Source organism: Streptomyces sp. NPDC126510 (assembly GCF_040302345.1).
Lineage (GTDB): Bacteria > Actinomycetota > Actinomycetes > Streptomycetales > Streptomycetaceae > Streptomyces.
In genome coordinates, this window is sequence record NZ_JBEORR010000012.1 from 165,351 (window position 1) to 190,411 (window position 25,061).

Genomic DNA, 25,061 nt, shown 5'->3' on the forward strand with positions numbered 1-25,061 from the left:
TCGGCATGTCCGCGCTCACCTGCGGCAAAGATCACCGAGTCGGCGGCGATCAGTAACGATCAGATTTTCGAGTCCACAGCCCTTGACGTGCTCGTAACGCCGAAGCAAGACTCCCGTCCATCGGTCGACATTGTCGAACAGCTACCGGCAATACGCGCTAGAGTGTGACAACGCCAGGCCGGTATCGAACTTCCCTGGACGTAGGACAAAGGAGTCGCGGGTGTCCAGCTCCGACATCTTCATCGGCGAGACCATCGGTACCGCCATACTCATCCTCCTCGGCGGCGGCGTCTGTGCCGCCGTCACGCTGAAGGCCTCCAAGGCACGCAACGCCGGCTGGCTCGCCATCACCTTCGGGTGGGGCTTCGCGGTGCTCACGGCGGTCTACACCTCGGCGCCGCTGTCCGGCGCCCATCTGAACCCGGCCGTGACGCTGGCCATCGCCATCAAGGACGGCGACTGGAAGAACGTCCCGGTCTACTGGGCCGGCCAGCTCCTCGGCGCCATGATCGGTGCCGCTCTGGTCTGGGTCGCTTATTACGGTCAGTTCCACGCGCACCTCACCGACCGCGAGATAGTGGGCGGCCCGGGTGCGCAGGACACCACTGCCAAGGCCGTCGAGGCCCAGGAGAAGGGCGCCGGCCCCGTGCTGGGCGTCTTCTCCACCGGCCCCGAGGTCCGTGTCGCCTGGCAGAACGTGGCGACGGAGGTCATCGGCACCATCGTGCTGGTTCTCGCCGTGCTCACTCAGGGCCTGAACGACAAGGGCAACGGCCTGGGCAACCTGGGCGCCCTGATCACCGCGCTCGTCGTGGTCTCCATCGGCCTGTCTCTCGGCGGCCCGACGGGGTACGCGATCAACCCGGCCCGTGACCTCGGCCCGCGCATCGTGCACGCCCTGCTGCCACTGCCCAACAAGGGCGGCTCCGACTGGGGCTACGCCTGGGTCCCCGTGGTGGCTCCGCTGATCGGCGGCGCCATCGCGGCGGGCATCTACAACGTCGCATTCGCCTAGGAGCGATTCCCCGCCCTGTCGGGAAACTTCCAGCACGCGCCGTACGTAAAGCCCCATAAACCCGGAATTACCAGGAGCACACAGTGACCGACGCGCACACCGCCGGCCCGTTCATCGCCGCCATCGACCAGGGCACGACCTCCAGCCGCTGCATCGTCTTCGACCGCGACGGCCGGATCGTCTCCGTCGACCAGAAGGAGCACGAGCAGATCTTCCCGAAGCCGGGCTGGGTCGAGCACAACGCCACCGAGATCTGGACGAACGTCCAGGAGGTCGTCGCCGGGGCCATCGAGAAGGCCGGCATCACCCGCGACGACATCAAGGCCATCGGCATCACCAACCAGCGCGAGACGACCGTGCTGTGGGACAAGAACACCGGTGAGCCCGTCCACAACGCCATCGTCTGGCAGGACACCCGCACCGACGCCCTCTGCCGCGAGCTCGGCCGCAACGTCGGCCAGGACCGCTTCCGCCGTGAGACGGGCCTGCCGCTCGCCTCCTACTTCGCCGGCCCCAAGGCCCGCTGGCTGCTCGACAACGTCGAGGGCCTGAAGGAGCGCGCCGAGGCGGGCGACATCCTCTTCGGCACCATGGACACCTGGGTCATCTGGAACCTGACCGGTGGTACCGACGGCGGCAAGCACGTCACGGACGTCACCAACGCCTCGCGCACGATGCTCATGAACCTGCACACCATGCAGTGGGACGAGAAGATCTGCGAGTCCATCGGCGTCCCGCAGCAGATCCTGCCCGAGATCCGCTCCTCCGCCGAGGTCTACGGTGAGATCACCGGCGGGAAGCTGGGCGACCTGCTCGGCGGCATCCCGGTCGCCTCCGCGCTCGGCGACCAGCAGGCGGCCCTGTTCGGCCAGACCTGTTTCGCCGAGGGCGAGACCAAGTCGACCTACGGCACCGGCACCTTCATGGTGATGAACACCGGTGACAAGATCATCAACTCCTACAGCGGCCTGCTGACGACGGTCGGCTACAAGATCGGCGACCAGAAGACGGTCTACGCCCTGGAGGGCTCGATCGCGGTCACCGGTTCGCTGGTGCAGTGGATGCGCGACCAGATGGGCCTGATCTCCACCGCCGCCGAGATCGAGACCCTCGCCCTGTCGGTCGAGGACAACGGCGGCGCCTACTTCGTGCCGGCCTTCTCCGGCCTGTTCGCCCCGTACTGGCGCTCCGACGCCCGCGGTGTGATCGCCGGCCTCACCCGGTACGTCACCAAGGCGCACCTCGCGCGCGCCGTCCTGGAGGCCACCGCCTGGCAGACGCGGGAGATCGCCGACGCCATGACGAAGGACTCCGGCGTGGAGCTTGCCGCCCTCAAGGTCGACGGCGGCATGACCTCCAACAACCTGCTGATGCAGACCCTCGCCGACTTCGTGGACGCCCCCGTGGTGCGCCCGATGGTCGCCGAGACCACCTGCCTCGGCGCCGCCTACGCCGCCGGTCTCGCCGTCGGCTTCTGGAACAGCACCGACGACCTGCGCGCCAACTGGCGCCGGGCCGCCGAGTGGACCCCCCGCATGGACGCGGACACCCGCGCCCGTGAGTACAAGAACTGGCTCAAGGCCGTCGAGCGGACCATGGGCTGGCTCGAGGACGAGGAGTAAGAAACAGCATGACCACCAAGTCCACCCTGCAGTCCGTGCCTGCCCTGGGGACGCACCCGGCCTCCGGCTCGAACCCGAGCCGAGCCGAGACCAGGGAGCAGCTTTCCAAGGCGTCGTACGACCTTCTCGTGATCGGCGGCGGCATCCTGGGCATCTCCACCGCCTGGCACGCCGCGCAGTCCGGCCTCAGGGTGGCTCTGGTGGACGCCGGCGACTTCGCCGGCGCCACGTCCTCCGCCTCCTCCAAGCTGCTCCACGGCGGTCTGCGCTACCTGCAGACCGGCGCCGTGAAGCTGGTCGCGGAGAACCACTTCGAGCGCCGTGCGGTCTCCCGCCAGGTGGCTCCCCACCTGGCGAACCCGCTCACGTTCTACCTCCCCGTGTACAAGGGCGGGCCGCACGGCGCGGCGAAGCTCGGGGCGGGCGTCTTCGCCTACTCCGCGCTCTCCGCGTTCGGTGACGGCGTCGGGCACCTGCTGTCGCCGGCCAAGGCCGCGCAGGACGTGCCCGAGCTGCGCACCGAAAACCTCAAGGCCGTCGCCGTCTACGGCGACGACCAGATGAACGACGCGCGCATGGCGTTGATGACGGTCCGCGGGGCCGTCGAGGCGGGCGCGGTCGTCCTCAACCACGCCGAGGTGACGGGCCTGCGCTTCACCCAGGGCCGGGTCACCGGCGCCGAGCTGAAGGACCGGCTGTCCGGTGACGAGTTCGGCGTCAGCGCCCGGCTGGTGCTGAACGCGACCGGCCCGTGGGTCGACCACCTGCGCAAGCTGGAGGACCCGAACGCGGCGCCGTCCATCCGCCTGTCGAAGGGCGCGCACCTGGTCCTCAAGCGCACCTCCCCCTGGAAGGCCGCGCTCGCGACCCCGATCGACAAGTACCGCATCACCTTCGCCCTCCCCTGGGAGGACATGCTGCTGCTCGGCACCACCGACGAGGAGTTCGAGGGCGACCCGGCGGACGTCTCGGTCACCGAGAAGGACATAGCCCAGATCCTCGACGAGGCCGCCTTCTCGGTCCGGGACCAGCAGCTGGACCGCGACCTGATCACCTACGCCTTCGCGGGCCTGCGGGTGCTGCCGGGCGGCCCCGGCGACACCTCCAAGGCCAAGCGCGAGACGGTCGTCACCGAGGGCAAGGGCGGCATGCTGTCCGTCGCGGGCGGCAAGTGGACCACCTTCCGCCACATCGGCCGGACGATCATGAAGAAGCTGGAGGCGCTGCCGGGCCACCCGCTGGGCGACGACTTCGAGCCGATCAGCGCGCTGCCGAAGAAGCTGCCGCTGCCCGGCATCGCCAACCCCCGCGCGGTGGCCCACCGGCTGCTCACCGACCGGCCGGCGCCGGGCCCGCGCATGGCGGCGGACACGGCCAAGCACCTGGCCACGCACTACGGTTCGCTGGCGTTCGACATCGCCCGCATGGCCAACGAGAGCCCCGAGCTCGCCGAGCGCGTCCACCCCGACGCCCCGGAGATCTGGGCGCAGGTCGTCTGGGCCCGGGACCACGAGTGGGCCGAGACGCAGGACGACGTGCTGCGCCGCCGCACGACGCTGACGATCCGCGGCCTCGCCACGGACGACATCCGCGCCAAGGTGCAGGACGTGCTCGACAAGAAGTAGGCACGGGTACGGGGGGACCCCATCCCGGCAGGGGCGGCTCCATGCCGACGGAGCCGCCCCTGCCGCGTTCCCGTGCCCGCATAATGACCTGATACGTCGGAGGTCTTAAACGCACAGGGAGGCCGCCATGGCAGTCACCGACGAGGCGATCGAGAAGATCAAAGGGATGATCGTCTCCGGCGCGCTGCGCCCGGGCGACCGGCTGCCCAAGGAGAGCGAACTCGCCGCCGACCTGGGGTTGTCGCGCAACTCCCTGCGGGAGGCCGTGCGCGCCCTGTCGCTGATCCGGATCCTCGACGTACGGCAGGGCGACGGCACCTACGTCACCAGCCTCGACCCGCAACTCCTGCTGGAGGCGATGAGCTTCGTCGTCGACTTCCACCGCGACGACACGGTGCTGGAGTTCCTCGCCGTACGCCGCATCCTGGAGCCGGCGGCGACCGCCATGGCGGCGCTGCGGATCAGCGAGCAGCAACTGGACGCGCTCGCCGCCCAGCTGGACAGGCTCGGCGACACCCCGTCCGTGGAGGACCTCGTCGCCTGCGACCTGGAGTTCCACCGGGGCATCGTGCAGAGCTCGGGCAACTCCGTGCTGTGCTCGCTGCTCGACGGTCTGTCAGGCCCCACGACCCGGGCACGGATCTGGCGCGGCCTCACCCAGGAGGACGCCGTCGCCCGCACCCTGCGCGAGCACCGCGCGATCCTGGCCGCCCTGCGCGACCGGGACCCCGAGGCGGCGCGCTCGTGGGCGACCGTCCACGTCGCGAGTGTGGAGCAGTGGCTGCGCTCCACGCTGTGACCAGGGCCTCACGGACTGCTCGGACGCATCCGGGGTGTTCAGGGGCGGATCACGGGGCAGTGATGGGTCACTCCCCCTGCAAGGGGGCTGCGGGCGCCCCCGCGGCACGCCGTAAGGTTGGGTGGTCAAGCGAGGGCACGTCGGAAGGAGGCGCTGGGTGATCGAGCTCGAGGGGGTTCCCGAGCTGGTCGACCCGGTCATGGTGGCCGCGTTCGAGGGCTGGAACGATGCCGGCGACGCCGCCTCCACCGCGGTCGCGCATCTGAACCGGGAATGGAAGGGCGAGGTGTTCGCGGCGCTGGACGCCGAGGACTACTACGACTTCCAGGTCAACCGCCCCACGGTGTTCATGGAAGCGGGCGTCCGCAAGATCACCTGGCCCACGACCAGGCTGTCGGTGGTCCGGGTCGGCGGTGAGAAGCCGCGCGATCTCGTCCTCGTCCGGGGCATCGAACCGTCCATGCGGTGGCGCTCGTTCTGCAACGAACTGCTGGGCTTCGCGCACGAACTGGGGGTGGAACTGGTGGTCGTCCTGGGCGCCCTGCTCGGCGACACCCCGCACACCCGGCCGGTTCCGATCAGCGGCACGACGTCCGACCCGGACCTGGCCCGCCGCATGGACCTGGAGGAGACCAAGTACGAGGGCCCCACGGGCATCGTCGGCGTCCTCCAGGAGGCCTGCACGCACGCGGGTGTCCCGGCCGTCTCACTGTGGGCCGCGGTGCCGCACTACGTGTCGCAGCCGCCGAACCCGAAGGCCACCCTGGCGCTGCTGAACCGCCTGGAGGACCTGATCGACGTGCGCATCCCGCTGGGCGAGCTGCCGGAGGACGCGCGCGCCTGGCAGGTCGGCGTGGACCAGCTGGCCGCCGAGGACAGCGAGGTCGCCGAGTACGTCCAGTCGCTGGAGGAGGCCCGGGACACCGCCGAGCTGCCGGAGGCGTCCGGCGAAGCGATCGCCCGGGAGTTCGAACGCTACCTGCGGCGCCACGACGGCGGCGGGCCGCCAGCGCCCGGCGGTCACGCCACGGCCGACGGCAGCGACAGCACGTCGTACCTGCGGGACAACCCCAGCGGCCGCACCCGCCCGCCGAAGCCGCCGAAGCCGGGCACGGACGACGACGAGTCGTCGGAGGACTGAGGCGAAGCACCGCGCTGCGCCGCACCGCACGCACGTCACAGGGGCGTCTCCCGGCCGGGAGACGCCCCTGTCGTGTGTTCGACTGCTACAGCGCTACGCCCAGCAGCGCGTCCACGGCCCGGGAGACCACCCCGGGCGCGCCGATGTCCGTGCCGCCGCCGCGCTCCTGGAGCGCGACCCAGCGGTCGACCGCGGCGAGTGCGGCGGGGGCGTCCAGGTCGTTCGCCAGGGCCTCGCGGATCTCGTCGACGAGGGCCTCCGCCGGCGGCCCGTCGGGCCGGGACACGGCGGCCCGCCAGCGGCCGAGCCGTGCGACGGCGTCCCGGAGAACCTGGTCGGTGTACTCCCAGTCGGCGCGGTAGTGGTGGGAGAGCAGCGTGAGCCGGATCGCGGCCGGGTCGACGCCGTCCTGCCGGAGCTTGGAGACGAAGACCAGATTGCCCTTGGACTTGGACATCTTCTCGCCGTCCAGGGCGACCATGCCGGCGTGCACGTACGCCTTGGCCATGGGGAACTCGCCGGTGAGGGCCTGGGCGTGCGAGGCGCCCATCTCGTGGTGCGGGAAGGCGAGGTCGGAGCCGCCGCCCTGGATGTCGAAGCCCATGCCGAGGTGGTCGAGGGCGATGGCCACGCACTCGATGTGCCAGCCGGGGCGTCCGCGCCCGAGCGATCCGCCGTCCCAGCTGGGCTCGCCCTCGCGGGCCGCCATCCACAGCATCGGGTCGAGCGGGTTCTTCTTGCCGGGGCGCTCCGGGTCGCCGCCGCGCTCGGCGGACAGCAGCCGCATCGCAGCGGCGTCGAGGTTCGAGACCTTGCCGAAGTGCGGGTCGGACTCGACGGAGAAGTAGACGTCCCCCTCCAGCTCGTAGGCAGCGCCGACGTCCCGGAGCCGCTCGACGAGCGGGACGATCCCGGGTATGGCCTCGACGGCGCCTATGTACTGCCGGGGCGGCAGCATCCGCAGGGCCGTCATGTCCTCGCGGAAGAGGGCCGTCTCCTTCTCGGCGAGCGCGGCCCAGTCGACGCCGTCGCGCTCCGCCCGCTCCAGGAGCGGATCGTCGACGTCGGTGACGTTCTGGACGTAGTGAACCTGGCGCTTGGTGTCGAGCCACACGCGCTGAACGAGGTCGAACGCGTTGTAGGTCGCCGCGTGTCCCAGGTGCGTGGCGTCGTACGGGGTGATGCCACAGACGTAGATACGGGCGACGGGACCGGGGTCGAGGGTGACGAGGCCGCCGGTCGCGGTGTCGTGGATCCTCAGGTCGCGGCCCTGACCAGGCAGGGCGGGGACCTCGGAAGCGGGCCAGGCATGCATGCCTTGAGCCTAACCGGACTGAAGTTCCAGATACGAATGGGAGCGGGCCACACGACCGAGAAGGCGCTCTTGCGGTGATCCGGCGACCGTGCTGCTACACGGGTGGCCAGGGGATCGCCGGCCATTCCCCGCTCGGCTCCGGGTGGGTCCCCGAGGCGAGCAGCGCTCCGACCCGCGCCCGGGTGGCGTCGATCTCCGCCCCGGTGATCAGCGGTTCGAGCCGCGTGGTGAGCGTCCCGCCCTCCGCCAAACCCTTCCTGAGGCCTTCGAGGACGTCGACGGCCTCCCGGGTGAGGGGCTCCCCCGCCCAGCCCCACAGCAGCGTCCGCAGCTTGTTCTCGGCGTTGAAGGTGACGCCGTGGTCGATGCCGTAGAGCCGCCCCTCACCGGTGGGCAGCAGGTGACCGCCCTTGCGGTCGGCGTTGTTGATGACCGCGTCGAGGACCGCGAGCCGTCGCAGCCGTTCGTCGTCGGCGTGCACGAGCAGCGCGGTGCGACCCTCGCCGACCTCGGCGAAGCCGATCGCCTTCCAGCCCGGCTCGGGTTCCTCGCCGTCGACCAGGGCGAGCAGTTCCGCCTCGGGCGTCACCTCGACCCACAGCTGGCACATGCCCTCGCCGTAGGGCCCCTCGCGCAGCACGGTGGGCGGTACGAGGCTCCAGCCGGTCGCCTCGGAGACCTCGTACGCGGCGACCTCGCGCTGGGCCAGCGTCCCGTCGGGGAAGTCCCACAGGGGCCGCTCTCCCGCGACCGGCTTGTAGATGCAGGCCGCGTCCTCGCCGTCGTGGGACACCGTGCAGTACAGGGCCGCGTTGGAGGCCTCGCGGATGCGTCCGCGTACGGTCAGTTCGCCGCGGGCGAGCAGCTCGGCGGCGTTCGCGGGAGGCGTCACGCTCCGCGGCGGTATCCGTTCTGGCGCGGACATACGTGTCCTTCCGGGTCGAGCGGGAGGCTGCACAGCGGGCACGGCGGCCGTCCGGCGTTGACGACGTCGAGGGCGCGCTTGGCGAAGGCCCTGGCCTGCGTGCCGGTGAGCCGGACCCGCAGCATCGGCGGCCCGTTCTCCTCGTCCTGGAGCAGCCGCTCCTCGGCCTCGGCGAGGTCCTCCTCGTTTTCCGCGTCCAGCTCCACGAGCGCCTGCGCCTCGACGATCATGAGCTGCTCGTCGCCGTCCCAGGCGAGCGCCATGGTGCCGACCCGGAACTCCTCCTCGATGGGGGTGTCCAGCGGTGCGGTGTCGGTGTCCGAGGGGGCGACTGCGGGGACGTGGGCGCTGCCGCCGCTACGGCGTACGACCTCGTCGAGCAGTTCGTCCATGCGCTCGGCGAGGGCGGCGACCTGGGTCTTCTCCAGGGCCACGCTGGTCACCCGGGAGCCGGCGGAGGCCTGGAGGAAGAACGAACGGCGCCCGGGCAGTCCGACCGTACCGGCCACGAAGCGCTCCGGATGGTCGTAGAGGAACACCTGACGGGACACGTCCTGTCTCCATTGGAATCGTGGGAACCGTGTGACCACGGCACTGCTGCGACCGCTTCACCCTACTGCGGTGAACGATCACGGTGCGCCCGCACCACCCCCGACTTCGGCCTCGCCGCCCGGCGCCTCCTCGCGCGGCACGAGGGACGTGAAGTCACCGGTGTCGCCGAGCCGTACGAGAAACGGCCGCAGTCGTGTGTAGCGGATCGCGGTGATGGAACACGGTTCGACGGAAATCCGCTGGAAGAGGTCCAGGTGAAGCCCGAGCGCGTCCGCGACGAGCGACTTGATGATGTCGCCGTGCGAGCACATGAGGTAGACGGCGTCGGCGCCGTGGTCGCGCTCCACGCGCGCGTTCCACTCGCGTACGGCCTCGGCGGCACGCGTCTGCATGGACCGCATGGACTCCCCGCCGGGGAAGGCCGCCGCGGAGGGGTGCGCCTGCACGACCTCCATCAGGGGCTCGTCCTTGAGCTCGGCGAGCTTGCGCCCCGACCAGTCGCCGTAGTGGCACTCGCCGATACGTTCGTCGGTGTGCGGGCTCAGCCGCGGCCGGGCGTCGAGAAGGGGCTGGATCGTCTCCTGGCAGCGCTGGAGCGGGCTGGTGACGATTTCGGAGAGAGGCACTTCGGCCAGCCGCCCGGGCAGCGCGGCGGCCTGCGCGGCGCCGCGCTCGTCGAGGGCGACACCGGGCGTCCAGCCGGCGAGCAGCCCCTCGGTGTTGGCGGTGGAGCGTCCGTGCCTGACCAGGATCAGCGTGGGCATGCGCTCCAGCGTAGGCGCACGCACGCGTGCGGTGTCGTTCGAGTGACGGGAGACTCGTTTCGTGATCGTCGACTGTGCCATCTATCGCGACGGACAACGGACGGAAGGCCCCGAGGACCTCTCCGACGCCCTGGGGGACGCCCGCACGGCGGGCGGCTTCGTGTGGATCGGGCTGCACGAGCCGACGGAGGACGAGTTCGACCATGTGACCCAGGAGTTCGGGCTGCACCCGCTGGCCGTCGAGGACGCCCTCAAGGCCCATCAACGGCCCAAGCTGGAGGTGTACGACGACTCGCTCTTCGTGGTGCTCAAGCCGGTGGCGTACGAGCCGCAGAGCGACACCGTGTCCTCGGGCGAGATCATGATCTTCCTGGGCGACTCGTTCGTGGTGACCGTCCGGCACGGCGAGGGCTCCCCGCTCAAGGCCGTACGTCACCGGCTGGAGCGGGAGCCGGAGCTGCTGGGCAAGGGCCCCACGGCCGTGCTGTACGCGGTCGCCGACGCCACCGTCGACCACTACCTGGACGTGGCGACCGAGTTGCAGACGGACCTGGAGGGCCTGGAGGCGGAGGTCTTCTCGCCGGACGGTGGTGGCTCCCGCAACACGGCATCGCGGATCTACGACTTCAAGCGGCAGGTCCTGGAGTTCCGCCGGGCGACCGGACCGCTGGCCCCGCCGATGAGCCGACTGGCGGGCACGGCGTCGACCGGCGTGACCGTGCCGTTCGTGGACGACCGGGCCCGGCCGTTCTTCCGCGACGTCAATGACCACCTCACGCGCGTGAACGAGTCCGTGGAGAACCTGGACCGGCTGGTGTCGGACATCCTCTCGGCGCATCTCGCGCAGATGAGCGTCCGGCAGAACGACGACATGCGGAAGATCTCCGCGTGGGCGGCCATGGCCGCGATCCCCACGATGTTCGCGGGGATCTACGGCATGAACTTCGAGCACATGCCCGAACTGCGCTACGGCTGGTCCTATCCGGCCCTGATGGCCCTGATGGCCGTCCTGGAGGTCATGGTCTTCCGGCTGTTCAAGCGCCGGGGATGGCTGTAGCGGGACCGGGTCAGGCGAACTCGGGTTCCGGGGTCGCGGGGCCGCCGAGGGCGTTGCGGCGCTCGGGCGGCGCCAGTGACACCATCCGGCGCCAGCCGCCCATGCGTTCATAGGCGTACATCGCGTGGATCCCCGCCACCAGCACCGCCGACTTGGCCTTGGACCAGCCGAGGATGCGGCCCATGTGCGCCATCACGGCGAGGCTGACGTCACGGTAGATCCGGATCTCGGCGAGCGCGCACTCGCGCAGGGTGCGCTGGATGACCCGGCCGTGGCCCGCGTAGGCGAAGCGCAGCAGCTCCTCGTGGCAGTAGGCGAGGTGGTTGTCCTCGTCGCCCGAGATCTGCTTGACCGCGCGGCCGATGTCCGGGTGGTCGGCGAAGTGCTTGCGGAGCAGGTCCATCTGCTCGGAGGCGCGCTGCTCGGTGACCCTGCTGTGCGAGAGGTAGGTGACGATGTCCCGGACCGCGAGCCGCTCGTCGCGCTTCAGCTGCTCGTGCGCGAGGCCGATGCCGTTCTTCTCCAGGAGCATGGTGTAGTCGGTCTCGGGCGGGACCGGGACGGGGTCGAGGCCACGCTTCTTCAGCAGAGCGTTGAAGATCCGGCCGTGCTTGTCCTCGTCGGCGCCGTGCCTGCTGATCTTGGGGGCGAGTTCCCGCTCGGCCTCGGGCACGAGTGCGGCGATGCGGGCGTTCTCCCAGCCGCCCTGGGACTCGCCGCTCGCGGCGATGGAGCAGAACAGGGCGAAGGACTCGTCATTGTCGAGGATCTCCTGGAACAGACTCTTGGCCGAAAGCATCGTGGGCACCTCTCCCGCGCGCGTGGGCGTACTGCGGCGTTCCGCAGGGTTCCGCGAACAACGAGTCAAGTGCGGGGTGGAGGGCGCTGCAACAGGTGTGAGGGACAACTCCGCCGAATGGAGGACGCGGGGCCACGACGGCCGGGCCGGAGAAGAGGCGGCGGTGCCGTAACCGCGGGCGGCCCCGGCGCGTTGTTCCGCGTGACGGCCGTGGCGGGGAAGACCCCCGAGCCCCCACCACGGCCGCTGAAACTTCCCTCTGTGTCCTGCTGCGGACCTACGCGAGTCCGGCGCGCTCCAGGGCCTCCGTGCCGGCCCTGAGGGACGCGAGCCGCTCGTCGAGCGTGAAGCCCGCCGGTGCGAGGGACAGGGTGGTGACCCCGGCGGCGGCGTAGGCCTTCATCCGGTCCGCGATCCGGTCGACGGAGCCGAGCAGGGTCGTCTTGTCGATCAGGTCGTGCGGCACGGCGGCCGCGGCGCCCTGCTTGTCGCCGGAGAGGTACTTGCTCTGGATCTCGGCGGCCTGCTGCTCGTAGCCCATGCGCTGGGCGAGCTGGTTGTAGAAGTTCTGCTTGGGGCTGCCCATGCCGCCGACGTACAGCGCGGTGTAGGGACGGAAGGTGTCGGCCAGCGCGGCCACGTCCTTGTCGTCGCCGACGGCGAGCGGCAGGGTCGGGCAGACGTCGAACCCGTCGAGCGTCTTGCCGGCCTTCTCGCGCCCGGCGCGCAGGTGCGTGATCGTGGTGTCCTCGAGGTGCTCGGCGGACGGGAAGATCAGCAGGGCGCCGTCGGCGATCTCGCCGGTCTGCTCGAGGTTCTTCGGGCCGATCGCGGCGATGTACAGCGGGATGTGCTCACGCTGCGGGTGCACGGTCAGCTTGATCGGCTTGCCCGGGCCGCCGGGCAGGGGCAGCGTCCAGTGCTGTCCCTCGTAGGACAGCCGCTCGCGGGTCATGGCCTTGCGGACGATCTCGACGTACTCGCGGGTGCGGGCGAGCGGCTTGTCGAACTTCACGCCGTACCAGCCCTCGGAGACCTGCGGGCCGGAGACGCCGAGGCCGAGGCGGAAGCGGCCGCCGGAGAGGGAGTCGAGGGTGGCGGCCGTCATCGCCGTCATCGCGGGCTGACGGGCCGGGATCTGGAAGATGGCGGAGCCCACGTCGATGCGCTCGGTCTGTGCGGCGACCCAGCTCAGTACGGTGGCGGCGTCGGAGCCGTAGGCCTCGGCGGCCCAGCAGACGGCGTACCCGAGCCGGTCGGCTTCCTGGGCGACGGCCAGATTGTCCGCGTCCATTCCGGCACCCCAGTAGCCGAGGTTGATACCGAGCTGCATGCCAACATCCCCTTACTGATCAGTAACGTTCTTGTGCGGGCACCTTAGCGCGCGGGCCGGGGGAGGTACACGGCCACAGCCGGCCGGCTGTCCAGATGCGTGAACAGAAATCATGTTCGCGACCATTGACGCGTCCAGAGCAAGTCCCTACCTTCACCGTGGAAAGCGCTTTCCGCACTCATCTTCCGACGACGGACGGAGAGGCAAGGATGAAGCGAACACTCCCCCTGGGGCTCCCGGCGGCGCTGGCCACACTGACCCTGGCGGCGACGGGCACGCTCGTGGCGATGCCCGAGGCATCGGCCGCGACCGGCGGCGTCACCGGCTACGCGGCCCAGAACGGCGGGACCACCGGCGGTGCCGGAGGCCAAACGGTCCGGGCGACCACGGGAACGGCGATCCACCAGGCGCTGTGCGGCCGGGCGAGCACGAGCACCCCGATCACCATCGAGGTCACCGGGACCATCAACCACGCCAACACCAAGAAGGTGTCGGGAGGCGGCTGCGACACCGCGGACGGCGTGATCGAACTCAAGAAGGTCAGCAACGTGACCCTCGTCGGGGTCGGCAGCGGCGCCCTCTTCGACCAACTGGGCATCCACATCCGCGAATCGACGAACATCATCGTCCAGAACGTGACCGTGCGGAACGTCAAGAAGTCGGGCTCCCCCACGTCCAACGGCGGAGACGCCATCGGCATCGAACGCGACGTCCGCAACGTCTGGATCGATCACACGACCCTGGAGGCGTCGGGCGGCGAGTCGCAGGGCTTCGACGGACTGTTCGACATCAAGGACAACACCCAGTACGTCACCCTGTCCTACAGCGTCCTGCGCAACTCCGGCCGGGGCGGCCTGGTCGGCAACAGCGAGAGCGACCGCTCCAACGGCTACATCACGTACCACCACAACCGGTACGAGAACATCGACTCGCGCGCCCCGTTGCTGCGCGGCGGCATCGCGCACCTCTACAACAACCACTACGTGCGTCTCAACGAGTCCGGCATCAACTCCCGGGCCGGCGCCCGCGCCAAGGTGGACAACAACTACTTCGAGGACTCCAAGGACGTGCTCGGCACCTTCTACACCGACGAGGCCGGCTCCTGGCAGGTCGGCGGCAACGTCTTCGACAACGTGACCTGGTCCAGCCCCGGCAGCGAGAACCATCCGGCCGGTCCCGACCCGAAGTCCACCACCACGGTCGCGATCCCGTATTCCTACCGTCTCGACGCGGCGGGCTGCGTGCCGGCCGTCGTGAACCGGACGGCGGGCGCGAACAAGGGGCTTCAGGTGTCGGACGGCACGTGCTGACCGAGGACGACGGCCTGCGGCCGGGCCGGGGCAGTCGACCGGCCGCCCCGGGAAATCCGTCGCCCGCGGCCACCCACACGTAGGTTCTGGCCAGTAATCTCGGCGTTCATGGAGCAGAGGCATCTCGGCCGCACCGGCCTTCGTGTGTCCCGCATCGGGCTCGGCACCCTGACCTGGGGGCGGGACACCGACGAGCACGACGCCGCGGACCTGATGAAGACGTTCTGGGAAGCGGGCGGGACTCTCGTCGACACCGCGGACGTGTACGGGGACGGTGAGGCCGAGTACCTGCTCGGCAGGCTCATGGAAGGGCTGGTGCCCCGCCGGGACCTGGTCATCTCCACCAAGGCCGGCAGCGTGCCGGACCCCGACCGCCGCTTCGACGGCTCCCGCGGTCATCTGCTCTCCGCGCTGGACGCCTCGCTCACCCGGCTCGGAACGGACCACGTCGACCTGTGGCACGTGCACGCTTTCGACCCGGACACTCCGCTGGAGGAGACCCTCCAGGCCCTCGACCTGGCGGTCTCCAGCGGGCGTGCCCGGTATGCCGCCGTCTCCAACTTCTGCGGCTGGCAGCTGGCCAAGGCGGCGACCTGGCAGCTGGCGGCGCCCGGCACCCGGACCCGGCTGGCCGGTACGCAGCTGGAGTACTCCCTGCTCCAGCGCGGTGTGGAGCGGGAGGTACTGCCGGCCGCGCTGGACCTGGGCATCGGGCTGCTGCCCTCCTCACCGCTCGGGCGCGGCGTGCTGACGGGCAAGTACCGGGGCGACACGGTGCCGCCGGACTCGCGTGGTGCCTCGGACCACCTCGCGCCCTTCGTCGCGCCGTACCTCGACGACACGGCGAGCCGCATCGTGGACGCCGTGGCGACCGCCGCCGACGGGCTGGCGGTGACGCCGCTCCAGGTGGCCCTGGCGTGGGTGCGCGACCGGCCCGGCGTGGCCGCCCCGATCGTCGGCGCGCGCAACGCGCAGCAGCTCACGGCGGCATTGTCAGTGGAGACCCTTAGTCTTCCTGACGAGATCTGCCGGGCGCTCGACGATGTGTCGGTACCCGTGCACCGCTATCCCGATCACGACTGGAGCACGCTGTGAGCACGGAGCCCGAGACCACGGAGAACGCCGAGCCGGGGACACCGGGCGCCGAGGTCACACCGGCCGAGGCGGCCGGCGGTGACGAAGAGACCGACGCCGGGCCTGCGCCCGGCACCGAGGGCGGTGGCACGGGCGCAGGGGAGATGCCCGAGGCGGAGAGCGGTGACGCGGGCGCCGGGGCCGGCACCGGGAGCGGTGACGGGGGCGCGGGGCAGGCGCCTGAGGCCGAGAGCGACGCTGCGGGTGCCGGGCAGGTGTCGGAAGCGGAGAGCGGTGACGCGGCTGCCGGGCAGGTGTCCGAGGCGGAGGCCGAGCTTCGGGCGCAGCAGCTCGAGCGGGAGCGCATCGAGCAGCGCAAGGCCGAGAAGAAGGCTCCGATCGAGAGCGGCACCAAGCTGAGCGGCAGGGCAGCCGATCTGCTCGCGGCCGTACGAGCCGTCGAGAGCGGCGAGAAGCCGGTGGCCACGGTGTTCGAGGAACCCCCGCCCGCCCCCCGGCGCCCCGCCCCCGAGCCGGAACGGCGGCCGCAGCCGGTGGCTCCCGAGCCCGTCGCCGCGTCGGCGGCTCCCGCGCCGGAGGCGGTTCAGGCCGTCCGGCAGGTGCTCGTCGAAGGCGGTGCGCCGGAGGCGCTCGCACCGCAGGTCGCCACGGCTCTCGGCGAGGGTGCGGACGGACAACTGCGCGCCGACCCCTGGCAGTTGCTGCGGATCGCCGGTGTGCGTGCCGAGCAGGCCGACGGTTTCGCACGGGCGCTGCTCGGCGCCAAGTGCGGCCCGGACGACGAGCGGCGCGGCCGGGCCCTCACCGGCTGGCTCCTGGAGCAGGCGGCGCTGGCCGGGCACACCGCCCTGGAGATGCCCGCGCTCCTCGCGGCCCTGGCCCAGCGGGGTGTGCCGGAACCCGACGCCGCCGTGCAGGGCGCCATCGCGGAGGGCGATGCCCTGGTCTTCCAGGACACCCTGGAGGAGGAGGCCGGTACTCCCACCCGGACCGACGAGGACGCCGCGGAGGACGAGGAGCGTCCGGTCCGCGTCCTGGTCGGGCTGGAGCGGTACGCGCTGGCGGAGGAGAGCCTGGCCGACGGCCTGGCCCGGCTGGTCAACTCGGCGCCCACGCAGGACGGTTCGACCGCGGACTGGGAGCGTGCCGCCGCCGGGGCCCAGGGCTCCACCGCGGAGCTGATCCGCGCGGTGGCCGGTCAGGGCCTGGTGCTGCACACCGGCGGGGAGGCGTCCCTGGCCGAGCCCGCGGCCCTGCTGAACGCCGCGCGGTCGCTCGGACTGCGGGCCTGGGCGGCCGCGCACGGCCCGATCGGCCGCGACCGTTTCGCGGCTCTGCTGCGGAGGGCCGACGGGCCGGCGGGCGAAGCGGCCGACGCCCCCTCGAGCACCGGCCTCCCCGTCGCCACCGTCTCCGGACTGCTCGCCGGTCACGAAGGGCCCGGCCGGGACGCGGACGGGGCCCTCGATCTCGATCTGCTCGTCGTGCTCGACGCGCCTCAGCTGGATGTCGAGACGGCGGCTCTGCTGACCGAGTCGATGCCGGACGGGGCACGGCTGGTCCTGGCGGGTGACCCGGCGGTGCTGTGGTCCGTGGGCCCGGGCCGGGTGTTCGCGGACCTGCTCGCGGCGCGGATCTGCCCCCAGGTGGCCTCGCGACGACCGGATCCCGGGCCGCTGGGCGAGCTGGTCTCCGGTGTCGGCATCGGCGAGCTGAACAAGGTCGAGGCTCCCGGCAAGGAGCTCGTGATCGTGCCGGTGCGGGATGCCGGCGAGGCCGTGCACCGGGCGGTACAGCTCGTCGTGGACTCGGTGCCGCGGGCGATCGGTGTGCCGGCGGAGGAGACCCAGGTGATCACCCCCGGGCACGGCGGGGCCGTCGGGACGCGGGTGCTCAACGCCGCGCTGAAGGAGCGGCTCAATCCGGGCCCGGGCCGCTTCGGCGGCTTCGACCCCGGTGACCGGATCGTCCACTCCCCCGTGCCGGGGCGGGCGCTGCCGGGCCGGGTGGTGACGGCGGACGCCGAGGGGCTGCATCTGTCCTGCGGGGGCGAGAGTGTCGTCGTCCCGAAGGAGCGGGTGGAGCAGTCGGTGCGGCACGGGTGGGCGCTGACCGCGCACCAGGCCGTGGGGAGCCGGTGGCCCGCGGTGGTCGTGGTGCTGCCCGGCGATGCGGCGCAGGCGCTCAGCCGGCCGTGGGTGTACACGGCGTTCGGGCGGGCCGACCGGCATCTGTCCGTGGTGCACGGGGTGGAGCAGGCGCTGCCCCGTGCCGTGGCGGAGGTTCCGGCGAAGCCGCGCACGACCCGGCTTCCGGTGCTGCTGGCGCCACAGGTCAGCGGCGCGTGACGGGGGTGGTCAGGGGCCCGGGCCCCTGACCACCACCCCGGTGCGTGTGCGCTCAGCGGCGGTCCGCGTCCAGCGGCTCCAGGTCCTCGTCCTCGTCCAGGTCGCCGCCGAGCTCGTCCTCCAGAGCGTCGCCGTCCTCGTCATCGTCGTCGATCTCGTCGTCGAAGACGGCGCTGACGTCGAAGCGGCAGACCACCTGCTGCGGGTCGACCTGCTCGAAGGGCGCCTCCAGCCACTCGCCGGGATCGGCCGCTTCGTCCGCCGCCGTCACCCAGAGCGTGGAGTCGCCCTCCTCCAGCCCGAACTCCTTGTGCCGGGAGGCGATCTCGTCGGGCTCGAACTCGCCGAACAGCAGCCCCAGCGCGCCGTGCACCGTCCCGGAGGCCGGGGAGCCGTCATCGCCCTCCGCGGCCTCGATCCGCTCTGCCTGGGCCAGCAGGCGCTGCGGTTCGGAGACGGCGTAGTCACGACGGATCAGTACGCTCAGCGCGTTGGGTTCCTCGGGGCCCGTGTACGGGGGCAGCGTGTCCTCCGCACCGGGGATCTCGAAGGGCGTGACCTCGTCGTAGCGGTCGTAGAGCAGTTCGTCGTACACCTCTGCGGCCGCGGCCAGCTGGTTGAACGCCTCGAACACGGCCGGGTCGTCCTCCCCCGACCTGCGTTCGACCGCGGCCAGGTGGCGGTCGAGCGCGGTCTTGACCGCCTCGGCGGCGGCGCGTACCTCGGCAGCGGTGGGCTGCGCAGCATCAGACATAGTGCAGACGCTATCCGTACCGGGGCCCAGCCCGCACAATAGATGCGATGCCGGAATACGAATTTGTCGACGTGTACGTGCCGCGCGGGGTCTCCCGCAAGGAGACGGCACGTCTGCTGACCGACCACGCGGAGTACGGACACTGGGAGTTGTACCGTCTGAGCCTGCTGCGCGACGGAAGCCGCAGGGTGCGGTTGCGCCGGCGGATCATCCGCCAGGTGCGGGCCACGTGGTGAGCGAGGACGGGGCACGGGAAGAAGGCACATGACGGAACGGGCCCCGCCGTGTGCGGGGCCCGTTCCGTTTGCGGGGGTGTCAGGCCGAGGCGCGCGCCTTGCGGTAGAGGACCGCGCCCGCGAGCAGCGCGCCCGCGCCGGCCGGCAGGACCAGGCCGAGCGGCAGGTCGCTGCCGGTGCTGGCGAGCTGGGACTCGCCGTGGGGCTGGGTGACGAACCGGCCGCCCGGCTTCTCGCCGTGCGAGGAGCCTCCCGGGGTCTCGCCGCCGGTGGAGGGCGGGGTGCCCGGAGTGCCAGGGTGACCGGGCTCACCCGGGTTGCCGGGGTTCCCAGGAGTACCGGGCTCACCCGGGTTACCAGGGTTGCCGGGGTCCCCGGGATTACCGGGCTCACCCGGGTTACCAGGGTTACCAGGGTTACCAGGGTTACCAGGGTTACCAGGGTTACCGGGGTTACCGGGGTTGCCCGGATTGCCGGGGTTTCCCGGCCGGCCCGGGGTTTCGTGGCCGCCGCCACCGTTCGAGCAGTCGTTGCCCATGCTGGGGTTGGCGACGCCGATGACGTCGACACTGTTGCCGCAGACGTTCACCGGCACATGGACCGGCGCCTGGACATGGTTGCCCGAACCCACACCGGGCGAGTCGGTGGCGTGCCCGCTCGCGTGGGAACCACCGTGGCCGCCGTGGCCGCCCGGCGACTTTCCACCGCCCTTGTTGGCGCACGAGTTGCCCACCGACGGGTTGAGCAGACCGACGACGTTGACGGTGTTCCCGCACACGTTGATCGGCGCGTACACCGGCGCCTGCACCGAGTTTCCGGAGAGCACACCGGGCGAGCCCGACGCCGAGCCCTGGGCGCCCGCGTCGGCGTGCGCGGAGCCGCCCGCGGCGGCGATCACGCCGGTCGCGGCCGCCACGGTCATCAGACCCTTGCGGGTGACCTGTCGCATTTACTGAATACCTGCCTTCGACCCTGTCTCGAATTCTTCTCGAATTCTTTGAAAGAAGCGTTCGGTCCCGGAGCGCATGGCATGCGCTCCGGGACCGATGGCTTTGAACTCCCCTCAGCGAGGGGAAAGCATCACTTGTTGATGCAGGTGTTGCCGAAGGCGGGGTTCAGCAGCCCGATCACGGAGACCGTGTTGCCGCAGACGTTCACCGGGACGTGAACGGGCACCTGGACAACGTTGCCGGACAGGACGCCCGGGGAGTGCACGGCGGCACCCTGAGCACCCGAGTCGGCGACGGCCAGGCCCGCGCCCGCGAGAACCAGCCCACCGGTGGCAGCCGCAGCAGCGACGACCTTCTTGATCATTATTCCTCCTAGTTGGCAAAGCGACCCATCTTGCGATCGCATTACCTGTAACGAGGAGGGAGTAATGAGGCTACGAGCTTATGGTCGCATTCACTCTTCCCAGTCGGTTCCGTACGCGCGACCGAATACCGGCGTTTCGCGGGGGGGTTCAGGCCAGGTCGATGAAGCGGTCGAGCACCCGCACGCCGAACTGCAGGCCCTCCACCGGCACCCGCTCGTCCACGCCGTGGAACATGCCGGCGAAGTCCAGCTCCGGCGGCAGCTTCAGCGGCACGAAGCCGAAGCCCCGGATGCCCAGGTCGTCGAAGGACTTGGCGTCCGTCCCGCCCGAGAGCATGTAGGGGATCGCCTTGGCGGTCGGGTCCTCGGCCAGCAGCGCGGACTGCATCGCGCCCACGAGCGCCCCGTCGAACGTGGTCTCCACGGCCTTGTCGGCGTGGACGTCCTCGCGGCGCACGTTCGGGCCGAGGATGCGGTCGAGGTCGGCGAGGAACTCCTCCTCGTGGCCGGGCAGGAACCGTCCGTCGACGTGGGCGGTCGCCTCGCCCGGGATGACGTTGACCTTGTAGCCGGCACCGAGCTGCGTCGGGTTGGCCGTGTTGCTCAGGGTCGCGCCGATGAACTTGGCGATGCCGCCGAGCCTGGCGAGGGTCGACTCCATGTCCTCCGGGTCGAGTTCGGTGCCGAGCGCGTCACCGAGCTCGTCGAGGAAGGCCCGGGTGGTCTTGGTGACCCGCACCGGGAACTTGTGACGCCCGAGCCGCGCGACGGCCTCCGACAGTTCGGTGATCGCGTTGTCCCGGTGGATCATCGATCCGTGTCCGGCGGTGCCGGCCACGGTGAGCTTCATCCAGTGCATGCCCTTCTCGGCCGTCTGGATCATGTAGAGCCGCCGCTGCTCGCTGACGGTGAAGGAGAACCCGCCCACCTCGCTGATCGCCTCGGTGACGCCCTCGAAGAGTTCGGGGTGCTTGCGCACGAGGTGCTTGGCGCCGTAGGTGCCGCCCGCCTCCTCGTCGGCGAGGAACGCGAGGACGATGTCGCGCGGGGGCTTGCGCCCGCTGCGCAGCCGGTCGCGGACGACCGCCAGGGTCATCGCGTCCATGTCCTTCATGTCGACGGCCCCGCGGCCCCACACGCAGCCGTCGGCGACCTCGCCGGAGAAGGGGTGGTGGGTCCAGTCGTCGGCGTTGGCCGGTACGACGTCGGTGTGGCCGTGGATGAGGAGCGCGGGCCGTGAAGGGTCCTCGCCCTCGATTCGGGCCACCGTGGAGGCCCGGCCCGGGTGGGACTCGAAGATCTGCGGTTCGAGCCCGACCTCGGCGAGCTTCTCGGCGACGTACTCGGCCGCCTTCCGCTCGCCCGGACCCGAGTGGTCGCCGTAGTTGCTGGTGTCGATCTGGATCAGCTCGCGGCAGAGGTCCACGACCTCGTCCTCGCCGGTGACGCTCCTGGCCGTGTCCGTCTCGCTCACGTGCTTCCTCCCGGTGTCACTGCTGGTGGATCCCCCTCATCCTCCCTCTCCCCGGCCCGCGGCCCAAGGGCGCTCCCGGCCCGTCACACGCCGTTCACGCCGCGCCGGGGTACGGACGGGGGGTGATCGGCCACCCTGGAAAGCCTGGTAATGTTTACGTCGTCGCCGCGGGGAGAACCCACGCGACAGACACCTTGTCCGGGTGGCGGAATGGCAGACGCGCTAGCTTGAGGTGCTAGTGCCCTTTATCGGGCGTGGGGGTTCAAGTCCCCCCTCGGACACTTGAGGCTGAGGGCCGTGACCGCGAGGTCACGGCCCTCAGGCGTTTCCCCGGAAAGGTGACCATGACCAGGCGTTCCTGCCCGTGCGGGCTGCCCGAGGCCTACGAGGCCTGCTGCGGCCGGTTCCACTCCGGGGCCGCCGCGGCGCCGACCGCCGAGGCCCTGATGCGGTCGCGGTACTGCGCCTTCGTGAAGGGGGACGCGGCGTACCTGCTGCGGACCTGGCATCCGCGGACGCGGCCCGGGACGCTGGAGCTGGATCCGGGGATGCGGTGGACCGGGCTGGAGATCCTGGGGGCGAGCGGCGGCTCGGCGTTCCACACCGCCGGGATCGTGGAGTTCCGGGCGTCGTACCGGGGCGGGTCGCTGCACGAGCGGAGCCGGTTCGAGCGGGTCGACGGGGCCTGGGTGTACGTCGACGGGGAGTTTCCGGCGTAGGCCGTGTCCGCACAGTCCCGCCTGCCCCGCGACGCCCAGCGGGGGCTACGGCGCCAGGATGTCGAGTTCCTGGAGGGCGCCGACCGCGATTTCGCGGGTCAGCTGCTCCGCACGGGCCGCGTCGCCCGAACGGACCGCCTCGGCGACCTGGACGTGCAGGGTGACGGCGGCCGGGTCGGGGTCCTCGAACATCACGTCGTGCTGGGTGCGGCCGGTCAGGACCTCGGCCACGACGTCGCCGAGGCGGGCGAACATCTCGTTGCCGGAAGCCTCCAGGACGACGCGGTGGAAGGCGACGTCGTGCAGGAGGTACCCCTCCAGCTTGTGACCGCGTGAGTGGGCGACCATGCCGAGGGCGCACTCGGTGAGTTCGGCGCACTGCTCGGACGTGGCGTGGCGGGCGGCGAGGCCGGCCGCGACCGGTTCGATCGCCGAGCGCAGCACGGTGAGGGACCGCAGCTGCCGGGGGCGGTCCGCACCGGCCAGGCGCCAGCGGATGACCTGCGGGTCGTAGACGTTCCACTCGGACTTCGGGCGGACCGTGACGCCGACGCGGCGGCGGCTCTCGACCAGGTACATGGACTCCAGCACGCGGACCGCCTCGCGCATCACGGAGCGCGACACGTCGAAACGCTGGGCGAGCTCGTCGGTGCGCAGGACGCTGCCCGGCGGGTACTCACCCGCCGTGATCTCGGGGCCGAGGGTGTCCAGTACATGGCCGTGCAGCCCCCGGCCCGGTGTGGTCATGCACTCAGCGTACGGGGTAGATCACGGAGACAAAAAGTCAGACTTATTGATGACGAGCTCTTGAATTCGTCGTACCTAATGGGTTTCAGTTGCGTCGACATCACGTGTCGACCTCGGACAGCAGACAGTGAGGCAGCGATGAACACCCCCCACGTCGTCGTGGTCATGGGCGTAGCGGGCACCGGCAAGACCACCATCGGTCCCCTGCTCGCGGCCCGGATCGGCGTTCCCTACGCCGAGGGCGACGACTTCCACCCGCAGGCCAACATCGCCAAGATGTCGGCCGGTACCCCGCTCACCGACGAGGACCGCCTGCCGTGGCTCGACGCCATCGGCGCGTGGGCGCACGGCCGGGCCGGGCTCGGCGGAGTGGTCAGCTGCTCGGCGCTGAAGCGGTCGTACCGCGACCGGCTGCGGGCCGCCGCGCCCGGCGTGGTCTTCGTGCACCTCGCCGGTGACCGCGCGCTGATCGAGGACCGGATGTCACACCGGCAGGGGCACTTCATGCCCACGGCGCTGCTCGACTCCCAGTTCGCCACGCTCCAGCCCCTGGAAGCGGACGAGGCGGGGGTCGAGGTGAGCGTCTCGGGCAGTCCGGAGGAGATCACCCGGCGGGCGGCGCTCGCCCTGGAGGACATCCCCGAACCCGTCCAGTAGCCCCTGGCGGCCTTTCCCTCCCCAACTCCCCCAACGCAAGGGAACCCACCCCGTGACCAGACTCAGCGTCGAGATGCTGGCAGCGGACGCACCCGAGCCGATCACCTCGGCCGGCCACGCTCAGCTGGGCATCGCCGTCCTGGCGGGCATCGCCGTCATCGTCCTGCTCATCACCAAATTCAAGCTGCACGCCTTCCTGTCCCTGACCCTCGGGTCGCTGGCGCTCGGCGCGATCGCCGGGGCGCCGCTGGACAAGGTGCTCACCAGCTTCAGCACCGGCCTCGGCACCACGGTCGCCGGCGTCGGCGTGCTGATCGCCCTCGGGGCGATCCTCGGCAAGATGCTCGCCGACTCCGGAGGCGCCGACCAGATCGTCGACACCATCCTGGAGAAGGCCGGCGGGCGGTCGATGCCGTGGGCGATGGTGCTGATCGCCTCCGTGATCGGACTGCCGCTGTTCTTCGAGGTCGGCATCGTGCTGCTGATCCCCGTCGTGCTGATGGTCGCCAAGCGCGGCAACTATTCGCTGATGCGCATCGGCATCCCGGCGCTCGCGGGCCTGTCCGTGATGCACGGCCTGGTGCCGCCGCACCCCGGTCCGCTGGTCGCGATCGACGCCGTAGGGGCCGACCTCGGTGTGACGCTGGCGCTCGGCGTCCTGGTCGCCATACCGACCGTGATCATCGCCGGCCCGGTGTTCTCGAAGTACGCCGCCCGCTGGGTCGACGTCCCGGCCCCCGAGAAGATGATCCCGCAGCGCCCCTCCGAGGAGCTGGACAAGCGTCCCGGCTTCGGTGCCACGCTCTTCACCGTGCTGCTCCCGGTGATCCTCATGCTCGCCAAGGCGCTGGTCGACATCGTGGTGGACGACCCCGAGAACCCGGTGCAGCGCGTCTTCGACGTCATCGGCGCTCCCATGATCGCCCTGCTCGCCTCGGTGCTGGTCGGCATCTTCACACTGCTGCGGCCCGCCGGGTTCTCCAAGGAGCGGCTTTCTCCGCTCGTCGAGAAGAGCCTCATGCCGATCGCGGGCATCCTGCTGATCGTCGGCGCCGGCGGCGGCTTCAAGCAGACACTGATCGACACCGGTGTGGGCCGGATGGTCCTGGACATCTCCAAGGACTGGGCCATCCCCGCGCTCCTGCTGGCCTGGCTCATCGCGGTGGTGATCCGCCTCGCGACGGGGTCGGCGACCGTGGCGACGGTCTCGGCGGCCGGTCTGGTCGCCCCGCTCGCGGCCGACATGTCGACCACGCACGCGGCCCTGCTCGTCCTCGCCATCGGCGCCGGCTCGCTCTTCTTCAGCCACGTCAACGACGCCGGGTTCTGGATGGTGAAGGAGTACTTCGGGCTGAGCGTCGGCCAGAACATCAAGACCTGGTCCGTCATGGAGACGATCATCTCGGTGGTCGCCGGCGGCCTGGTCCTGCTGTTGTCCCTCGTGATCTAGGAGTGCGGCG

23 protein-coding genes, 1 tRNA gene and 1 pseudogene are annotated in these 25,061 nt (G+C 70.9%); 14 read left to right on the forward strand and 11 right to left on the reverse strand.

Annotation, left to right across the window (positions count from 1 at the left end; translation table 11 throughout):
- Positions 1 to 220 precede the first annotated feature (220 nt).
- From ABTX60_RS19315 to ABTX60_RS19335, 5 genes are all read left to right on the forward strand, one after another.
- Positions 221 to 1,015 carry an MIP/aquaporin family protein gene (locus ABTX60_RS19315; protein WP_352098224.1) on the forward strand — a complete coding sequence of 265 codons (795 nt, stop codon included), beginning with the start codon at positions 221 to 223 and terminating at the stop codon, positions 1,013 to 1,015.
- Positions 1,016 to 1,098: 83 nt separating this feature from the next.
- Complete coding sequence (glpK, locus tag ABTX60_RS19320) at positions 1,099 to 2,637, forward strand: glycerol kinase GlpK (protein ID WP_352098225.1); 1,539 nt, start codon at positions 1,099 to 1,101, stop codon at positions 2,635 to 2,637.
- A gap of 8 nt (positions 2,638 to 2,645) precedes the next feature.
- Positions 2,646 to 4,262: a glycerol-3-phosphate dehydrogenase/oxidase gene (locus ABTX60_RS19325; protein WP_352098226.1), complete on the forward strand. Its 1,617-nt coding sequence runs from the start codon at positions 2,646 to 2,648 to the stop codon at positions 4,260 to 4,262.
- A 127-nt stretch (positions 4,263 to 4,389) separates the two neighbouring features.
- Entirely contained in the window at positions 4,390 to 5,061 is a 672-nt protein-coding gene (locus ABTX60_RS19330) for a FadR/GntR family transcriptional regulator (RefSeq protein WP_352098227.1), read from the forward strand.
- A 157-nt stretch (positions 5,062 to 5,218) separates the two neighbouring features.
- Positions 5,219 to 6,202 carry a PAC2 family protein gene (locus ABTX60_RS19335; protein WP_352098228.1) on the forward strand — a complete coding sequence of 328 codons (984 nt, stop codon included), beginning with the start codon at positions 5,219 to 5,221 and terminating at the stop codon, positions 6,200 to 6,202.
- Positions 6,203 to 6,287: 85 nt separating this feature from the next.
- Here the strand turns inward: ABTX60_RS19335 and mshC are convergent, their stop codons facing one another.
- The 4 genes from mshC to ABTX60_RS19355 form a co-directional block, all read right to left on the reverse strand.
- A complete protein-coding gene (mshC, locus tag ABTX60_RS19340) occupies positions 6,288 to 7,517 on the reverse strand; it encodes a cysteine--1-D-myo-inosityl 2-amino-2-deoxy-alpha-D-glucopyranoside ligase (RefSeq protein WP_352098229.1) in 1,230 nt (409 codons plus the stop codon).
- Between the two features lie 94 nt (positions 7,518 to 7,611).
- Positions 7,612 to 8,442, reverse strand: a complete 831-nt coding sequence (locus ABTX60_RS19345; RefSeq protein WP_352098230.1) for an SCO1664 family protein — start codon at positions 8,440 to 8,442, stop codon at positions 7,612 to 7,614.
- On the reverse strand, positions 8,406 to 8,993 hold the full coding sequence (locus ABTX60_RS19350; protein ID WP_352098231.1) for a DUF3090 domain-containing protein: 588 nt from the start codon (positions 8,991 to 8,993) through the stop codon (positions 8,406 to 8,408). Before ABTX60_RS19350 ends, ABTX60_RS19345 begins: the two co-directional genes overlap by 37 nt.
- Before the next feature lie 78 nt (positions 8,994 to 9,071).
- On the reverse strand, positions 9,072 to 9,758 hold the full coding sequence (locus ABTX60_RS19355) for a histidine phosphatase family protein (protein WP_352098232.1): 687 nt from the start codon (positions 9,756 to 9,758) through the stop codon (positions 9,072 to 9,074).
- 61 nt (positions 9,759 to 9,819) lie between these two features.
- On the opposite strand from ABTX60_RS19355, the gene ABTX60_RS19360 reads away from it, so the two are divergent.
- Positions 9,820 to 10,815, forward strand: a complete 996-nt coding sequence (locus tag ABTX60_RS19360) for a magnesium and cobalt transport protein CorA (protein WP_352098233.1) — start codon at positions 9,820 to 9,822, stop codon at positions 10,813 to 10,815.
- 10 nt (positions 10,816 to 10,825) lie between these two features.
- On the opposite strand, the gene ABTX60_RS19365 is transcribed toward ABTX60_RS19360, so the two are convergent.
- Entirely contained in the window at positions 10,826 to 11,614 is a 789-nt protein-coding gene (locus tag ABTX60_RS19365; protein WP_352098234.1) for a ferritin-like domain-containing protein, read from the reverse strand.
- A 277-nt stretch (positions 11,615 to 11,891) separates the two neighbouring features.
- On the reverse strand, positions 11,892 to 12,947 hold the full coding sequence (locus ABTX60_RS19370; RefSeq protein ID WP_352098235.1) for an LLM class F420-dependent oxidoreductase: 1,056 nt from the start codon (positions 12,945 to 12,947) through the stop codon (positions 11,892 to 11,894).
- Positions 12,948 to 13,156: 209 nt separating this feature from the next.
- On the opposite strand from ABTX60_RS19370, the pseudogene ABTX60_RS19375 reads away from it, so the two are divergent.
- The 3 genes and pseudogenes from ABTX60_RS19375 to ABTX60_RS19385 all read left to right on the forward strand — a co-directional run.
- Positions 13,157 to 14,254, forward strand: a pseudogene (locus ABTX60_RS19375) (pectate lyase family protein); the annotation flags it as partial.
- A gap of 111 nt (positions 14,255 to 14,365) precedes the next feature.
- Positions 14,366 to 15,352, forward strand: coding sequence for an aldo/keto reductase (locus ABTX60_RS19380; RefSeq protein ID WP_352098236.1), 987 nt, complete (start codon positions 14,366 to 14,368; stop codon positions 15,350 to 15,352).
- Complete coding sequence (locus tag ABTX60_RS19385; RefSeq protein ID WP_352098237.1) at positions 15,349 to 17,700, forward strand: helix-hairpin-helix domain-containing protein; 2,352 nt, start codon at positions 15,349 to 15,351, stop codon at positions 17,698 to 17,700. Before ABTX60_RS19380 ends, ABTX60_RS19385 begins: the two co-directional genes overlap by 4 nt.
- Before the next feature lie 52 nt (positions 17,701 to 17,752).
- On the opposite strand, the gene ABTX60_RS19390 is transcribed toward ABTX60_RS19385, so the two are convergent.
- On the reverse strand, positions 17,753 to 18,454 hold the full coding sequence (locus ABTX60_RS19390) for a hypothetical protein (protein WP_352098238.1): 702 nt from the start codon (positions 18,452 to 18,454) through the stop codon (positions 17,753 to 17,755).
- Positions 18,455 to 18,501: 47 nt separating this feature from the next.
- Between ABTX60_RS19390 and ABTX60_RS19395 the strand changes: the two genes are divergently transcribed.
- Positions 18,502 to 18,690 carry a DUF5703 family protein gene (locus ABTX60_RS19395; RefSeq protein WP_030244084.1) on the forward strand — a complete coding sequence of 63 codons (189 nt, stop codon included), beginning with the start codon at positions 18,502 to 18,504 and terminating at the stop codon, positions 18,688 to 18,690.
- Between the two features lie 79 nt (positions 18,691 to 18,769).
- Here the strand turns inward: ABTX60_RS19395 and ABTX60_RS19400 are convergent, their stop codons facing one another.
- From ABTX60_RS19400 to ABTX60_RS19410, 3 genes are all read right to left on the reverse strand, one after another.
- Positions 18,770 to 19,639 (reverse strand): chaplin, encoded by an 870-nt coding sequence (locus ABTX60_RS19400; protein WP_352098239.1) that lies wholly within the window; start codon positions 19,637 to 19,639, stop codon positions 18,770 to 18,772.
- 131 nt (positions 19,640 to 19,770) lie between these two features.
- Positions 19,771 to 20,004 carry a chaplin ChpH gene (gene chpH / locus ABTX60_RS19405; RefSeq protein ID WP_030608446.1) on the reverse strand — a complete coding sequence of 78 codons (234 nt, stop codon included), beginning with the start codon at positions 20,002 to 20,004 and terminating at the stop codon, positions 19,771 to 19,773.
- A gap of 148 nt (positions 20,005 to 20,152) precedes the next feature.
- On the reverse strand, positions 20,153 to 21,478 hold the full coding sequence (locus ABTX60_RS19410; RefSeq protein WP_352098240.1) for a M20/M25/M40 family metallo-hydrolase: 1,326 nt from the start codon (positions 21,476 to 21,478) through the stop codon (positions 20,153 to 20,155).
- A gap of 196 nt (positions 21,479 to 21,674) precedes the next feature.
- On the opposite strand from ABTX60_RS19410, the gene ABTX60_RS19415 reads away from it, so the two are divergent.
- Together ABTX60_RS19415 and ABTX60_RS19420 are read left to right on the forward strand one after the other, a co-directional pair.
- Positions 21,675 to 21,759 (forward strand) — tRNA-Leu (locus ABTX60_RS19415).
- 63 nt (positions 21,760 to 21,822) lie between these two features.
- A complete protein-coding gene (locus ABTX60_RS19420) occupies positions 21,823 to 22,197 on the forward strand; it encodes a YchJ family protein (RefSeq protein WP_352098241.1) in 375 nt (124 codons plus the stop codon).
- A gap of 45 nt (positions 22,198 to 22,242) precedes the next feature.
- Here ABTX60_RS19420 and ABTX60_RS19425 read toward each other — a convergent pair whose 3' ends face one another.
- Positions 22,243 to 22,944 carry a FadR/GntR family transcriptional regulator gene (locus ABTX60_RS19425; protein WP_352098242.1) on the reverse strand — a complete coding sequence of 234 codons (702 nt, stop codon included), beginning with the start codon at positions 22,942 to 22,944 and terminating at the stop codon, positions 22,243 to 22,245.
- A 138-nt stretch (positions 22,945 to 23,082) separates the two neighbouring features.
- Here ABTX60_RS19425 and ABTX60_RS19430 point away from each other — a divergent pair, with 138 nt between their 5' ends.
- Both ABTX60_RS19430 and ABTX60_RS19435 read left to right on the forward strand, forming a co-directional pair.
- Positions 23,083 to 23,601, forward strand: a complete 519-nt coding sequence (locus tag ABTX60_RS19430) for a gluconokinase (RefSeq protein ID WP_352098243.1) — start codon at positions 23,083 to 23,085, stop codon at positions 23,599 to 23,601.
- A gap of 52 nt (positions 23,602 to 23,653) precedes the next feature.
- On the forward strand, positions 23,654 to 25,051 hold the full coding sequence (locus ABTX60_RS19435; protein ID WP_352098244.1) for a GntP family permease: 1,398 nt from the start codon (positions 23,654 to 23,656) through the stop codon (positions 25,049 to 25,051).
- Positions 25,052 to 25,061 lie beyond the last annotated feature (10 nt).

Coding starts and splice junctions, on each gene's coding strand:
- ABTX60_RS19380 (WP_352098236.1), top strand. CDS start 14,366: ATGGAGCAGAGGCATCTCGGCCGCACCGGCCTTCGTGTGTCCCGCATC.
- chpH (WP_030608446.1), bottom strand. CDS start 20,004: ATGATCAAGAAGGTCGTCGCTGCTGCGGCTGCCACCGGTGGGCTGGTT.
- ABTX60_RS19370 (WP_352098235.1), bottom strand. CDS start 12,947: ATGCAGCTCGGTATCAACCTCGGCTACTGGGGTGCCGGAATGGACGCG.
- ABTX60_RS19395 (WP_030244084.1), top strand. CDS start 18,502: ATGCCGGAATACGAATTTGTCGACGTGTACGTGCCGCGCGGGGTCTCC.
- ABTX60_RS19400 (WP_352098239.1), bottom strand. CDS start 19,639: ATGCGACAGGTCACCCGCAAGGGTCTGATGACCGTGGCGGCCGCGACC.
- mshC (WP_352098229.1), bottom strand. CDS start 7,517: ATGCATGCCTGGCCCGCTTCCGAGGTCCCCGCCCTGCCTGGTCAGGGC.
- ABTX60_RS19390 (WP_352098238.1), bottom strand. CDS start 18,454: ATGTCTGATGCTGCGCAGCCCACCGCTGCCGAGGTACGCGCCGCCGCC.
- ABTX60_RS19345 (WP_352098230.1), bottom strand. CDS start 8,442: ATGTCCGCGCCAGAACGGATACCGCCGCGGAGCGTGACGCCTCCCGCG.
- ABTX60_RS19430 (WP_352098243.1), top strand. CDS start 23,083: ATGAACACCCCCCACGTCGTCGTGGTCATGGGCGTAGCGGGCACCGGC.
- ABTX60_RS19425 (WP_352098242.1), bottom strand. CDS start 22,944: ATGACCACACCGGGCCGGGGGCTGCACGGCCATGTACTGGACACCCTC.
- ABTX60_RS19420 (WP_352098241.1), top strand. CDS start 21,823: ATGACCAGGCGTTCCTGCCCGTGCGGGCTGCCCGAGGCCTACGAGGCC.
- ABTX60_RS19365 (WP_352098234.1), bottom strand. CDS start 11,614: ATGCTTTCGGCCAAGAGTCTGTTCCAGGAGATCCTCGACAATGACGAG.
- ABTX60_RS19330 (WP_352098227.1), top strand. CDS start 4,390: ATGGCAGTCACCGACGAGGCGATCGAGAAGATCAAAGGGATGATCGTC.
- ABTX60_RS19355 (WP_352098232.1), bottom strand. CDS start 9,758: ATGCCCACGCTGATCCTGGTCAGGCACGGACGCTCCACCGCCAACACC.
- ABTX60_RS19325 (WP_352098226.1), top strand. CDS start 2,646: ATGACCACCAAGTCCACCCTGCAGTCCGTGCCTGCCCTGGGGACGCAC.